This is a genomic window from Waltera sp. (genome assembly GCF_046969025.1).
In the GTDB taxonomy this organism is placed as follows: Bacteria; Bacillota; Clostridia; order Lachnospirales; family Lachnospiraceae; genus Acetatifactor; species Acetatifactor acetigignens.
The window spans coordinates 1-13,564 of the sequence record NZ_JBKVQF010000041.1 but is presented as its reverse complement, the minus strand read 5'-3'; the positions used below and the strand labels follow the sequence as shown (position 1 = coordinate 13,564).

The following is a 13,564-nucleotide window of genomic DNA, read 5'->3' as shown; positions in this document are numbered from 1 at the left end:
GGGGCGTAATCCATGTTTTTTCTCTGTTGAGCCCCGGAAGTTTCCGACAAGCGGGGCGTGATCCATGTTTTTTCTCTGTTGAGCCCCGGAAGTTTCCGACAAGCGGGCGTAATCTACATTTTTCTTCTACTATGTCCCGAAGATAAAACCCTCCGCAATGAGCCACGCTATTCATAAGATTGTCAGCATAAAACGCTGCCAATCTTATTTCATATCGCGGCGTTCGCCGCATCTCGGCATAAGTAAAGACAGCGAATCATGCGCGAGCGCCCATCGCTGTCTTCACTATGCCTATGCGCGGCTCATTGCTCGCGTAACTTTCCATTTACAGTGTAATATTATCCACCTTTTTCCATTCGAAAAAAATCCCCCTTTTTGAAAATTTGCTATCTGTTGCCTGATGGAAACTAATGGTAGAATTCAATTATCAAATAAAACAGACGGCCGTCAGTGATAATGATAAATACAAAAAACAATATTTACCTATTGGGAGGACGAGTGTATGAAGCGTAAATTATTATCTACCGTACTTGCGGTAACCATGGCAGTATCCAGGCTGACCGGATGTGGACAGAGCGGAACAAATGAAGCAACAGGAACAGGCGCTGCAACGACAGATGCCAAAACAGAGACCTATCGTGTCCGGATTCCTATAGACAGCTGCGATTTTTCCCTGGCGCATTACGAAGCAGACGGGGAAGAGGCGGATGAGAATTTTGAACACTTTTCTTTTGAAAGAGTGGAAAAATACATTCTGCCACTGCTGGATGCGGCGGAGAAAGCTTACGGCGGGAAGCTGGATATCCTCCTGTCCCCCCTGGAGTCCGCCGGTCTACATGAAGACCAATGGAGAGCGGAACAACGGCGGCAAATTAAAGCCGGAATACCGGAAGCGCTGGGCAGAGTATATCTGCCGTTACATTGAGGAATACCGCAGCCGCGGGTACCATGTGGCATTTTACACATTTCCTAAAGGCGGCAGCACAGCGGATCGGTGTTACCAGATACACAGATAAGATCGAGGTGACGGCGTTTGAAAAGGACGGGCGGATCACGGTGGTGCTTTTAAACCGGACGGAGGAAGAGATTCCGGTGTATCTGCGGCTGGGAGAGTACTGTGCGGAACTGACATCAAAGGCAAAGTCCATTATGACGGCGGAGATCGAAAAATAAGAAAATCGATATAGGCAATTATGAAAAAGACAGCGGGAACCGGGAGCGGAACCCACTGTTTTTGCGTATACGTCCGGGGAGCAGGTTGACAGAACGGTGGAAACCGTAGTATTTTGAAACAGACCACTGTGGATAACAGGGTAAGTGAAAAATGTAGGCAGAAGAAAAGTAAGTTACGACAGAAGAATGAGGATACAGATATATGAAAATCTATTTGGTAAGACACGGGGAGACAGACTGGAACCAGGCGGGGCGGCTGCAGGGACAGACGGATATTGACCTGGATGCTCAAGGTTTTGCGCAGGCGGCGGAAGCGGCAGAGAGATTAAAGGAAGTTCCTTTTGAAATCGCGTTTTGTTCCCCGCTGATCCGTGCAAGACATACGGCAGAGACCATTGTGGGCGAGAGGAAAATTACGCTGACCACAGACGAAAGACTCCGGGAACTCAATTTCGGACCATGGGAAGGGACCGATGTCCGTAAAATCCGGGAGGGGGCCAACAGTCCGTTTACGGATCCGGGGAGCTATCTCCCGCCCGAGGGAGCGGAAAGTTTTGCCCAGTTGTATGCCAGAAGCGGCGAGTTCGTGAAGCAGGTGTTGCTGCCGTTGGAGGGAACTTATGAAACAGTGCTGGTGGTAGCTCATGGAGCATTGAATCGCAGTATCCTGAATGCGGTGTTGGATATTCCGGTCAGCGACTTCTGGCATTTCCATATGGGCAACTGTGCTACTGCGATTCTGGAATGCCGGGAAGGAAAGCTGTCTCTGTTGGAATATCAGGACAGTGAAAGTGTAAATACGAAGAGCAAACTGCTGTAAGTTCCGGATACAGAGCTTGCAGACTGCTGAAAGGTGAGAGGTTAAGAATGCACATAGACAGAGAAGATATGCTGGAACTGACCAGAAGAATGACCGTGTCCCGCAACTGTTTTTCCAGAATTGCAGGAGCCTATATGGACGAAGAAGGGTTTATTGACGGTACTTTTAATACTCATTTTCTGAAGTTGTCCGGAAGCGAAAAAGAGAAAAATCTGAATATTGCCAAGACGGTACCTTATTCCAATACCAATGTGAATCTGAGAAATTACCGACTGGATCAGGGAGCCCGGAAACCGGGCAGCATTATGCAGTTATTGGAGGCATTACGGCAGTGCGAACTGAAAAATGATGCATTATTGTACTCCCTCTATGAATATATTGGGGAGAGATACCAGCCGGGATATCCTTATGCCGTTTATCTTTTCTTCGGCAGCTACGATGTACCCACCAAGGGAAAAGACAAAGAGAACCAGTGGGAGTCCGAGGAAGTCTATCAGTTTCTCATCGGCACGATCAGTCCAGTGACCGGAGACTACGAGGCCGGAAAACCGGAGGCGGGATTTTTGTACCCTGCCTTTGCCAACCACAGCACAGACATTGACGGTATCAATATCTATCAGGCGGAGGAAGGGGCACAGTTATTTGCAAAAATACTGGGCGTACAGGCTTGACAGAAAGGCATTTCTTCCCTATAATACGCTCTGGAACAAAATGAATAACCGGTCATAAAACCCGTAAGGGAGTGGATTTTTCAAGATATCGATCTTATTTTCGCCACACAGCAGGAATGTTGTGTGGCGTTTGTTGTTTAAGGAGAGGAAAAATGAACCAGACTTATATGAAAGAAAAGAAGATATTCCCGTTGGTCATGTCCATGGCACTTCCCATGATGCTGTCCATGGCATTTAATTCCCTCTATAACATTGTAGACAGTTATTTCGTGGCGAAGCTCAGTGAAGATGCCATGACGGCATTGTCTTTAGTCTATCCGGCACAGAACTTGTTGACGGCGGTGGCAGTGGGCTTCGGTGTGGGTGTGAATGCCATGATCTCCTTCTATCTGGGAGCACAGAATCAGGAAAAAGCGGATAAGACGGCAACCCAGGGCATGGTGCTGGGAGTATTGCACGGCGTACTGCTTATGATCTTATTCCTCTGCGGCATGAACTGGTTCTTAGGGATGTTTACGAAGAGCGATACCGTGCGGGCACTGGGTATGGAATATTCCAATGTGGTATTCCTGTTTTCCACCATTGTCACCGGAGGTATCACGTTAGAGAAAATCTTTCAGGCGGTGGGCCGGATGCGTGCCACCATGGTCAGTATGATCGCCGGATTTGTGACGAATATTGTGTTGGATCCGTTGTTGATCTTCGGTATCGGACCGTTTCCCCGGATGGAGATCGCCGGAGCGGCTCTGGCTACCGGAATCGGTCAGGTGATCACGTTATTAGTATATATCATCTATTATGTGTTGGATCCGTTGCCGGTAAAATTGCGCAGAACTTATCTGCGACCGGAAGGAGAGATCTGTGGCAAGACCTACGGCATCGGCATTCCGGCTACGCTGAATATGGCACTGCCGTCTCTGTTGATTTCCGCACTGAACGGTATTCTGGCGGCTTATTCGGGTGCGTATGTGCTGGTACTGGGCGTTTATTACAAGCTGCAGACCTTTATCTATCTGCCCTCCAATGGCATCATTCAGGGCATCCGGCCGCTGATTGGTTACAATTACGGTGCCGGAGAGCGGAAGCGTGTGGAGCAGATCTACCGGTTGACGCTGGAACTGACTGCCGGGATCATGGCTATCGGCACGGCATTGTGCTGGCTGATCCCCGGAGGACTGATCGGACTGTTCACCGAGAATCCGGAGACTGTTACCATCGGTATTACAGCACTGCACATCATCAGTCTGGGCTTTATTCTGTCCGCTGTGTCGGTGACCAGCTCCGGCGCACTGGAGGCGCTGGGACAGGGCATGGCTTCCCTGGTGATCTCCGTGATGCGGTATGTGGCGGTGATCATCCCTGCGGCATTTGTGCTGAGCCGCCTGATCGGCGTCACCGGTGTGTGGTGGGCATTTGTCTGCACGGAGAGCGTGACTGCGGTGGTGGCGTATGTGTTGTACCACAGGGTGTGGAAGAGAGCGTAAGAGGCGAGTACCGTTCACATTCGCGGCCGTTCACCCCGCGCCATTCGTACCCGTGGTCGTTCACCCTGCGCCATTCGCAAAATCGCCTCTTCGAGGCTTTCCGCTGCTACGCAGCTGCCTTTTGCTCATGAGATGGCGCTCCCCTCGTCGATTTGCACAGAGCCGGCTCCTTACGCGAGCGTAAAGCAGCACTCTCGCAATCGACGGGTGAACTGATGTATACACAATATCTTGTATCCTTTAATTGACTTCCCCTACAAAGTATTGTAGAATAGACCGTGATAGGTTTTACGGGCGAAAGCCCATGGGGACACGAAGGTAAGGGGGTACATAAGATGTTTCAGGTAATCAAACGAGATGGTTCCAAATCGGACTTTACACTGACGAAGATCAATGATGCCATTATGAAGGCTTTTACTGCGACGCAGATGAGCTACAATAATGACATTATTGATCTTCTTGCGTTACGGGTAACTGCGGATTTCCAGAAAAAGGTGGAGAATGACGAGATCCACGTGGAAGACATTCAGGACAGTGTGGAGCGTGTACTGGGACAGGCCGGCTATGAAGAGGTGGCGAAGGCGTATATTCTGTACCGCAAGCAGCGGGAGAAAATGCGTGCCATGAAGTCTACCATTCTGGACTACAAGGATGTGGTCAACAGTTATGTCAAGGTGGAAGACTGGCGTGTGAAAGAGAACTCCACGGTGACCTATTCCGTAGGTGGTCTGATCTTAAGCAACTCGGGTGCGGTGACGGCGAACTACTGGCTGTCTGAAATCTATGATGAAGAGATTGCAGAGGCACATCGGAATGCGGATATCCATATCCATGATCTGTCCATGCTGACCGGCTACTGTGCCGGATGGTCCTTAAAGCAGCTGATCAAGGAGGGACTGGGCGGCATCACCGGCAAGATTACTTCTGCTCCGGCGAGACACTTATCCGTGCTATGCAACCAGATGGTAAATTTCCTGGGGATCATGCAGAACGAATGGGCGGGAGCACAGGCATTTTCTTCCTTTGATACCTATCTTGCCCCATTTGTAAAGGTAGATAATTTAAGCTATCCCGAAGTGAAAAAATGCATCGAAGCATTTATTTACGGTGTCAACACCCCCAGCCGCTGGGGCACACAGGCTCCTTTTTCCAATATCACGCTAGACTGGACGGTGCCCGATGATCTGGCAGAGCTGCCGGCGCTGGTAGGTGGTGTGGAGATGGATTTCAAATATAAGGATTGTAAAAAGGAAATGGACATGGTCAACAAGGCGTTTATCGAGACCATGATCGAGGGCGATTCCAACGGCCGTGGTTTCCAGTATCCGATCCCGACTTATTCCATCACAAAGGATTTTGACTGGTCCGACACCGAGAACAACAGACTGTTATTCGAGATGACCGCAAAATACGGTACACCGTATTTTTCCAATTATATCAATTCTGACATGCAGCCCAGTGATGTCCGCAGTATGTGCTGCCGACTGCGTCTGGATCTGCGGGAACTGCGCAAGAAGACCGGAGGATTCTTCGGTTCCGGCGAGAGCACCGGAAGCGTGGGCGTTGTCACCATCAATATGCCCAGAATCGCATATCTGTCTGCCAACAAGGACGAGTTTTACGCAAGACTGAACCACATGATGGACATTGCAGCCAGATCCCTGAAGATCAAGCGCGGTGTCATTACGAAGCTGCTGAACGAGGGACTGTATCCCTATACCAAGCGGTATCTGGGAACCTTTGAGAATCATTTCTCTACCATCGGTCTGATCGGTATGAATGAAGTGGGCTTAAATGCCAACTGGCTGAGAGCGGATATGAGCGATCCCAGGACCCAGGAGTTCACCAAGGAAGTACTGAATCATATGAGAGAGCGTCTGTCGGATTATCAGGAGCAGTACGGAGACCTCTACAATCTGGAGGCGACCCCTGCGGAGAGTACCACGTACCGTCTGGCAAAGCACGACAGAAAGCGCTGGCCCGGCATCAAGACGGCCGGAAAGCCCGGAGATACCCCTTATTATACGAATTCCTCCCATCTGCCGGTGGACTATACCGTGGATATTTTCGATGCACTGGATATTCAGGATGAATTGCAGACTCTGTATACCTCCGGCACAGTGTTCCATGCATTCCTGGGAGAAAAGCTTCCCGACTGGAAGGCAGCGGCTTCTCTGGTACGCACCATAGCTTCCAATTACAAGTTGCCCTATTACACCCTGTCTCCGACTTATTCCATCTGTAAGGAGCATGGTTATCTGGCGGGCGAAGTGAAGGTATGTCCTCACTGTGGGGCGAAGACCGAGGTCTACAGCCGTATCACCGGTTACTATCGTCCGGTACAGAACTGGAATGATGGTAAGCTACAGGAATACGCCAACAGAACAGAGTATGATATTGCACATTCTTCCCTGAAGCGTCCCACCAGAAGCGTGGTGACCTTGTCCAATTTTGCAGAAGAGGTGGATGTAAAAGTGGAGCAGCCGCAGAACATCAAGTATCTGTTCACCACCAAGACCTGTCCTAACTGTAAGCTGGTGAAGGAATATCTGAAAAATGTACCCTACGTGACCATCGATGCGGAGGAGAATATGGAGCTGGCAAGACGTTACGGTGTAATGCAGGCACCGACTCTGGTGGTGGTAAACGGTGACAGCCATAAAAAGTATGTAAATGCTTCAAATATCAAGAAGTACGTTGACCAACTGACATTAGTTGGGGTAGAATAGAAACAGGTCAGGAGGCATCGCCCGAAGGCGGTGCCTTTGCTGTGTAATAATATAAATTCAAAGGCAGATCTATTGCAGAACGGAGGAAATATGATCAACAAACTGATCACTCGAATCAAAGAAACCAACGCACCGATCGTGGTAGGACTGGATCCTATGATGAAATTCGTGCCGGAATATATTAAGAAAGCAGCATTCACTGAATACGGTGAGACACTGGAAGGTGCTGCAGAGGCCATCTGGCAGTACAATAAGGGGATTGTGGATGCTATTTATGATTTAGTACCCGCTGTGAAGCCTCAGGTGGCAATGTATGAGCAGTTCGGTATTCCCGGCATGGTGGCATTTAAGAAGACTGTGGATTATTGCAAGGAAAAAGGCCTGATCGTCATCGGCGATATCAAGCGCGGCGATATCGGATCCACTTCCGAAGCATACGCGGTAGGACATCTGGGCAAAGTACAGGTAGGCAGCAAGAGCTATTACGGTTTTGATGAAGATTTTGTAACCGTGAACCCTTATCTGGGATCCGACGGTGTAAATCCTTTTGTGAAGATCTGTAAGGAAGAGAAAAAAGGTATTTTCGTACTGGTGAAGACTTCCAATCCCAGCAGCGGCGAGTTCCAGGATCAGCTGGTGAACGGCAGACCTCTGTATGAGCTTGTAGGAGAAAAGGTAGCAGCCTGGGGAGCTGACTGTATGGGTGATTCCTACAGCTATGTAGGTGCTGTCGTAGGAGCAACCTATCCTGAGCAGGGAAAGGTACTTCGTAAGGTAATGCCCAAGGCATTTATCCTGGTGCCCGGTTACGGTGCACAGGGCGGTAAGGGCGCAGATCTGGTACATTTTTTCAATGAGGACAGACTGGGTGCCATTATCAACTCTTCCCGTGGCATCATTGCCGCATACCAGCAGGAGAAATACGCACAGTTTGGCGAGCAGAATTATGCAGATGCTTCCCGTGCGGCAGTACTGGATATGCGTGAAGATATCGCACAGGCGCTGGCAGCACGCTAGGCAGAAAACAGCTACTATTCAGAGTCTCATTCGCAAAATCGTCTCTTTGAGACTTTACTTTTGGCTCTGAATAGTGATAAATGTATGGGGTGTCCACAAGCGGACAGATGGGAGAACAGAGGATGAAAGAAGAGTTATATATTACCTTCCACTCGGAGGATGATATCAGACATTTTGTAGATACCTGCAACGAATTCGACGATGCAATCGACATCCGTATTCAGAAGATGGCAATGGATGCAAAGTCACTTTTGGGAATGCTCCTGATGAAGACTGAGGAACCGCTGGAGATCGAATATGCCTGCTATGATGATGAAGACAATTACGAAGAATTCAAGCAGGCCATCCTGGAAAAATACGACGTAAAAGTCGTACAGGCTACGGAAAAGCAGGCAGCAGATAAAATTGTTTGAAAAAATTGAAAAATTCTATTGACATTTTCGCCCGCAGCAGTTACAATACATACTGTTGCAGGCGAAAACCTGTAAATGAAATGTACGTGTAGCTCAGCTGGATAGAGCGTCTGGCTACGGACCAGAAGGTCGTGGGTTCGAATCCTGTCACGTACATCTAAGGCCCCGGAGATGATGTCTCCGGGGTTTTTATTTTGCATTTTAGAAAAGTTTTAGAAATACTTCCCGATCCGTATATTTACGTGGTACTTATGTCATGCTAAAATGATGATGTAAATGGAGGAAGTCGTGAAAGTATGAACAAACAGGAATTTGTGGACCGACTGCGGATGGCGCTGAATGGGCGTGTTTCTCCCGGTCTGGTCATGGATAATGTAAATTATTACCAGGATTATATAAATACAGAGATCCGCAAGGGCAGGACAGAAGAGGAAGTCTTAGAGAGCCTGGGAGATCCCAGACTGATCGCCCGCACAATCATTCAGACCAACGGTGGAGACAACCGTTCCGGATACCGGAACACGGTCTACGGCAACGGAGAGTATCGGGAGGCTGCCGGACAGAATGTCCATCGTAGTTATACAGAGGAAGACGATGGCTACGGAACACACCAGAGTAAGGTGGGAAATGTTCTGGCGAAGCTTCCGGGCTGGGTGTGGCTGATCCTTGGGATTCTGGTGGTAGTATTGATCTTCGGTGCGGTATTTTCCGTATTGTCTTTTCTGGCACCGGTACTGATTCCGATTGTGGTAGTATTGTTCCTGGTGAAATTATTTCGGGACTGGCTTAACTAGCAACTATATAAATCAGCTATTCATAGTCCCTCAATTCGCAAAACGCCTCTGCGAGGCTTACTTTTTGCTCATTGAGGTTACTTCGTCAAATAAATATAATCGGAGTACCTTACAGATGCGAGCATCTGACGGTTGCTCCGATTATATTTATTGACTCTGAATAGTTCCAACGTAAAGAGCCGCCAGGGGGAAGCTGGTGGCTCTCATGAGGGGAGTATAAATAAATAATACATAAGGGTGCAAATAGAATCATGAAGGGGTTTCTATTTACAATTATGATTATAGTACTAATGATATAAAAATGCAAGAAGAAATTTAGTTCTAAAGTACCATAATTTTTGGGCATATTTTTGTGCGAAATAGACATACTACTCCTGTAACTAAAAAAGATATTTCCTATCAGGAGGTCACAAATATGTCTAACAATTATGAACAGAACAATCAGAACAAGTATAACAACTCTTATGACGAGAGCGAGAACAGTAAGAACTCCCAGAATAAGCAGAACAGCCAGAATCAGAATAAGAATCAGAGCAACAACAGGGAGCAGAACAAGAACTGCTAATCGGGTGCATAATTTTTCAGGGGCTGCCGCAAGGCAGCCCTATTTACATATTTTCAGAATCCATATATAATAACTTTATATGTGCAATAATTGATGACTAAGATCCGGAGGAACGAATGAGACGTTTTGAATTGATTGCTCCCTGCCATTTCGGTATGGAATCAGTATTAAAAAGAGAGATTACAGATCTGGGATATGATATTACAGAAGTGGCGGATGGTCGTGTCACCTTTTTCGGAGATGAGGAGGCTTTGTGCAGAGCAAATATTTTTCTGCGGACGGCAGAAAGAATCCTTATCAAAATCGGAAGTTTTCATGCGGAGACTTTTGAAGAACTGTTTCAGGGCACGAAAAATCTTCCCTGGGAAGAATACATTCCGAAGGACGGCAAATTCTGGGTGGCCAAGGCAGCTAGTGTAAAGTCCAAATTGTTCAGCCCCTCGGATATTCAGTCCATTATGAAAAAAGCAATGGTGGAGCGGCTGAAGGCCCAGTATGAGATCAGCTGGTTCCCTGAAGATGGAGAAAATTTCCCTGTCCGGGTATTCCTGATGAAGGATGAAGTGACCGTGGGACTGGACAGCACCGGAGAGTCCTTACATAAGAGAGGATATCGTAAGCTGACGGCAAAAGCCCCCATTGCGGAGAATCTGGCTGCTGCACTGATCGAACTGACTCCCTGGAATGCGGGAAGGATCCTGGTGGATCCCTTCTGCGGAAGCGGCACCTTCCCTATTGAGGCAGCCATGATGGCGGCCAATATGGCACCCGGCAGGAACCGCAGTTTTACGGCGGAAGAATGGCCCCATATCATAGGAAAAAAGGTATGGTATGATACAATGGATGAGGCGGAAGAGATGATCGATCTGTCAGTGGAGACAGATATTCAGGGCTATGATATTGACGAGGATATGGTGAAGATCGCCAGAGAAAATGCACGGATGGCGGGTGTGGACAAGCTGATTCATTTCCAGCGTCGTGGTGTGGAAGAGCTTCATCACCCGAAGAAATACGGCTTTATTATCACCAATCCTCCCTATGGAGAGCGTTTGCAGGATAAGAGCCAGATGCCGCAGTTGTACCGTACCATCGGAGAACGATTCCGGGAACTGGATTCCTGGAGTATGTATCTGATCACTGCCTATGAGCAGGCAGAGAAGGATATCGGCAGGAAAGCGGACAAGAACCGCAAGATCTACAACGGAATGATGAAGACTTATTATTATCAGTTTCTGGGACCGAAGCCTCCGAAGAGAAGAGACGTTTAGAAGAAATGAAAAATTTACTGCAGATCAGGGATCAACAACAGAATAGACGCATTACATTGATCCTCTGGCTCCTGCTGGGAAGTATGTCTATGGGCATCATGCTCTGGACGGCAGCGCATAAGACGGTGGTGATCTCCGCGTTAAGTCAGGAACAGGGCGGTCTGGTCACAGAGAATCAGGCGGAACGGTCCCATGAAATGCAGCTGGACATGGCGGAAGACAGGAAGGCAGAACGGGAGATCTGTATACCATTGGAAACCGGTACGAAAGCGGAAAATGTAGTGGTGGAAAATCATTACATGGAAAGGGAACTCTGGATCTATGTGCAGAACGGCAGAAAATCTTTTTACCGGGAACATCAGCTTACCGGAGATTTCAGCCTGGTGGGAAACGGCATCTGTGAAGCACAGAACGAGGGCGTATTGCTCAGATTGTCCATGAAGGAGATCCTGGAGTATCACAGTACTCTGGAAGAGGGAACTCTGAAGATCGATTTTGTCAATCCCAGAGAATCTTACGACCGGATCGTAGTGCTGGATCCCGTGGGAGGCGGAAGGGACAGAGGCGTTGCCGATTCCGGTTGTGAGGAGAAGAACATCGCTCTGGAGGTGGCAAGACAGACGGCACAGCTGTTGGAAGGAAGCATGGTAAAAATATATCTTACCCGTACAGAAGATACAGAGGTCGCACAGGAAGTAAGGCGTAGCTTCGCTGACTGGGTGGATGCAGATCTGTACCTGGAGATCGGACTGTCAGCAGATGATGCACAGGAGAGTACCTACGGCATCCGGGCAGAATACAATGATGAGTATTATCTGCCGGATTTCGGAAATGTACAATGGGCCGACTGCGTGACCAGACAAGTGACGGTGGCTTCCAGCAACCGGGCCATTGGATTGTTCCCGGCGGAGGAAGATGACATTCTGTGGCAGCTGAAGATCCCGGCAGCCAGAATTTCTCTCGGATATGTGACCAACAGCAGCGAGAGACAGCTGCTGGAACAGGAAAGCTATCAAAAAAAGCTGGCGGAAGGTATTGCAGAAGCTATTTCCGAGGTTTATACTAATACGCAATGATGACTATATAAGAACACAAATGCGGCAAGGAGTTAATATGCAGGGAAGAATCGTATTCGCGACCGGCAATGCCGGAAAAATCAAAGAAATCCGCATGATCATGGAGGATACCGGTCTGGAAGTCGTATCCATGAAAGATGCGGGCATTAAAGCAGATATTGAAGAAAACGGTAAGACCTACGAAGAGAATGCACTGATCAAGGCCCGTGCGGTGGCTGCTTTTACGAAAGATATCGTGATGGCGGATGACTCCGGACTGGAGATCGATGCCCTGAATAAGGAACCTGGAATCTATTCTGCCAGATATCTGGGAGAGGATACGCCGTATTCCATAAAAAATGCAAATCTGATCCAGAGACTGGAGGGAGTGCCGGAGGAAAAGCGTACTGCCAGATTCGTCTGTGCCATTGCAGCAGTGCTCCCGGACGGCAGAGAACTTACCACAAGAGCTACCATCGAAGGGCGGATCGGATATGAAGAGAAGGGGACCAACGGATTCGGTTACGATCCTATTTTTTACGTACCGGAATTCGGCAAGACTACGGCGGAGTTGACAGAAGAAGAGAAGAACCAGGTCAGTCACAGAGGTAAGGCATTGGAGCTGATGAAAGAGGAACTGAAGAAATATGAAGATACTGATCGTAAGTGATACCCATAAAAAGAATGAGAATTATTTCAAAGTACTGGAGATGCACCACCCGGACATGGTGATCCACTGCGGAGATGCGGAGGGCAGTGAGTATGCACTTTCTTCTGCGGCAGAATGCCCGGTTTATATCGTTCTGGGCAACAATGACTTTTTCTCGGATCTCCCCAGAGAGATCACACTGGATATCGGATCCTACAAAGTATGGGTGACCCACGGACACAATTATTATGTATCCATGGGAAATGAGACTATCAAAAAAGAGGCCATTGACCGGGGCGTTGATATCGTGCTGTACGGACATACCCATCGGCCGGTGATCGATATTGATGATGACATCATTGCCGTGAACCCGGGAAGTCTGTCCTATCCGAGACAGGAGGGACGCCAGCCTTCCTATGCGATCATGGAGATTGACAGAAGGGGAAAGGTGCATTTTACGATTGCTTATCTTCGCCAGTAATGCTTCAAACTTCTCTCTTGACAGATAGAAAATTTCTGGGTTATAATAACATCTGCGTTGCGGAAATCCGCGATAACGCAGCTTCGGGGTGTGGCTCAGCTTGGCTAGAGCACCTGGTTTGGGACCAGGGGGTCGCAGGTTCGAATCCTGTCACCCCGACGTGTAACTTGGATTTTGTATTTATTTTTCAAAAAATTAATACAAAACTGTTGACAAATGATGTCGGATAAGTTACAATATGCTTCGTCGGTTCGCTGATGTAGATAACAGACAGATATGTGTTCGTAGCTCAGCTGGATAGAGCAACGGCCTTCTAAGCCGTGGGTCGGGGGTTCGAATCCCTTCGAGCACATTTGAGATAAGGAAGACTTTTGGTCATCACTGTCTCGCATGGTGGGTATAGCGCAGTTGGTTAGCGCGCCAGATTGTGGCTCTGGAGGCCAAG

14 protein-coding genes and 3 tRNA genes are annotated in these 13,564 nt (G+C 48.3%); all 17 read left to right on the top strand.

The features are described from left to right. The first annotated feature begins 707 nt into the window (after positions 1-707). The gene (locus ACLTOH_RS15005; RefSeq protein WP_118503563.1) at positions 708-1,016 is read left to right on the top strand and encodes a hypothetical protein; all 309 of its coding nucleotides are present in this window, start codon (positions 708-710) and stop codon (positions 1,014-1,016) included. Then, positions 949-1,173, top strand: a complete 225-nt coding sequence (locus tag ACLTOH_RS15000) for a glycoside hydrolase family 30 beta sandwich domain-containing protein (RefSeq protein WP_412224336.1) — start codon at positions 949-951, stop codon at positions 1,171-1,173. The genes ACLTOH_RS15005 and ACLTOH_RS15000 overlap by 68 nt, the downstream gene beginning before the upstream one ends. A gap of 202 nt (positions 1,174-1,375) precedes the next feature. Further along, complete coding sequence (locus ACLTOH_RS14995) at positions 1,376-1,993, top strand: histidine phosphatase family protein (RefSeq protein WP_118537972.1); 618 nt, start codon at positions 1,376-1,378, stop codon at positions 1,991-1,993. A 47-nt stretch (positions 1,994-2,040) separates the two neighbouring features. After that, complete coding sequence (locus ACLTOH_RS14990) at positions 2,041-2,664, top strand: DUF4317 family protein (protein WP_412224335.1); 624 nt, start codon at positions 2,041-2,043, stop codon at positions 2,662-2,664. Between the two features lie 152 nt (positions 2,665-2,816). Next, a complete protein-coding gene (locus ACLTOH_RS14985) occupies positions 2,817-4,148 on the top strand; it encodes an MATE family efflux transporter (protein ID WP_227733157.1) in 1,332 nt (443 codons plus the stop codon). A gap of 335 nt (positions 4,149-4,483) precedes the next feature. Then, entirely contained in the window at positions 4,484-6,877 is a 2,394-nt protein-coding gene (locus tag ACLTOH_RS14980) for a ribonucleoside triphosphate reductase (RefSeq protein WP_119623487.1), read from the top strand. A 90-nt stretch (positions 6,878-6,967) separates the two neighbouring features. After that, positions 6,968-7,894 (top strand): orotidine-5'-phosphate decarboxylase, encoded by a 927-nt coding sequence (gene pyrF / locus ACLTOH_RS14975; RefSeq protein ID WP_412195854.1) that lies wholly within the window; start codon positions 6,968-6,970, stop codon positions 7,892-7,894. Between the two features lie 122 nt (positions 7,895-8,016). Continuing rightward, complete coding sequence (locus tag ACLTOH_RS14970) at positions 8,017-8,307, top strand: hypothetical protein (protein ID WP_022312038.1); 291 nt, start codon at positions 8,017-8,019, stop codon at positions 8,305-8,307. An 82-nt stretch (positions 8,308-8,389) separates the two neighbouring features. Next, positions 8,390-8,463, top strand: a tRNA-Arg gene (locus ACLTOH_RS14965). 140 nt (positions 8,464-8,603) lie between these two features. Continuing rightward, a complete protein-coding gene (locus ACLTOH_RS14960; protein ID WP_022312037.1) occupies positions 8,604-9,101 on the top strand; it encodes a DUF1700 domain-containing protein in 498 nt (165 codons plus the stop codon). A 415-nt stretch (positions 9,102-9,516) separates the two neighbouring features. Then, positions 9,517-9,666, top strand: a complete 150-nt coding sequence (locus tag ACLTOH_RS14955) for a hypothetical protein (RefSeq protein ID WP_412224334.1) — start codon at positions 9,517-9,519, stop codon at positions 9,664-9,666. 116 nt (positions 9,667-9,782) lie between these two features. Continuing rightward, the gene (locus tag ACLTOH_RS14950; RefSeq protein ID WP_227063521.1) at positions 9,783-10,934 is read left to right on the top strand and encodes a THUMP domain-containing class I SAM-dependent RNA methyltransferase; all 1,152 of its coding nucleotides are present in this window, start codon (positions 9,783-9,785) and stop codon (positions 10,932-10,934) included. A 5-nt stretch (positions 10,935-10,939) separates the two neighbouring features. Then, complete coding sequence (locus ACLTOH_RS14945) at positions 10,940-12,010, top strand: N-acetylmuramoyl-L-alanine amidase family protein (protein ID WP_337536096.1); 1,071 nt, start codon at positions 10,940-10,942, stop codon at positions 12,008-12,010. 37 nt (positions 12,011-12,047) lie between these two features. Next, on the top strand, positions 12,048-12,659 hold the full coding sequence (locus tag ACLTOH_RS14940) for an XTP/dITP diphosphatase (RefSeq protein WP_118503557.1): 612 nt from the start codon (positions 12,048-12,050) through the stop codon (positions 12,657-12,659). Then, positions 12,637-13,119, top strand: a complete 483-nt coding sequence (locus ACLTOH_RS14935) for a metallophosphoesterase family protein (RefSeq protein WP_022312032.1) — start codon at positions 12,637-12,639, stop codon at positions 13,117-13,119. The genes ACLTOH_RS14940 and ACLTOH_RS14935 overlap by 23 nt, the downstream gene beginning before the upstream one ends. Before the next feature lie 84 nt (positions 13,120-13,203). Then, positions 13,204-13,278, top strand: a tRNA-Pro gene (locus ACLTOH_RS14930). Positions 13,279-13,397: 119 nt separating this feature from the next. Beyond that, positions 13,398-13,471 (top strand) — tRNA-Arg (locus ACLTOH_RS14925). Positions 13,472-13,564: the final 93 nt, after the last annotated feature.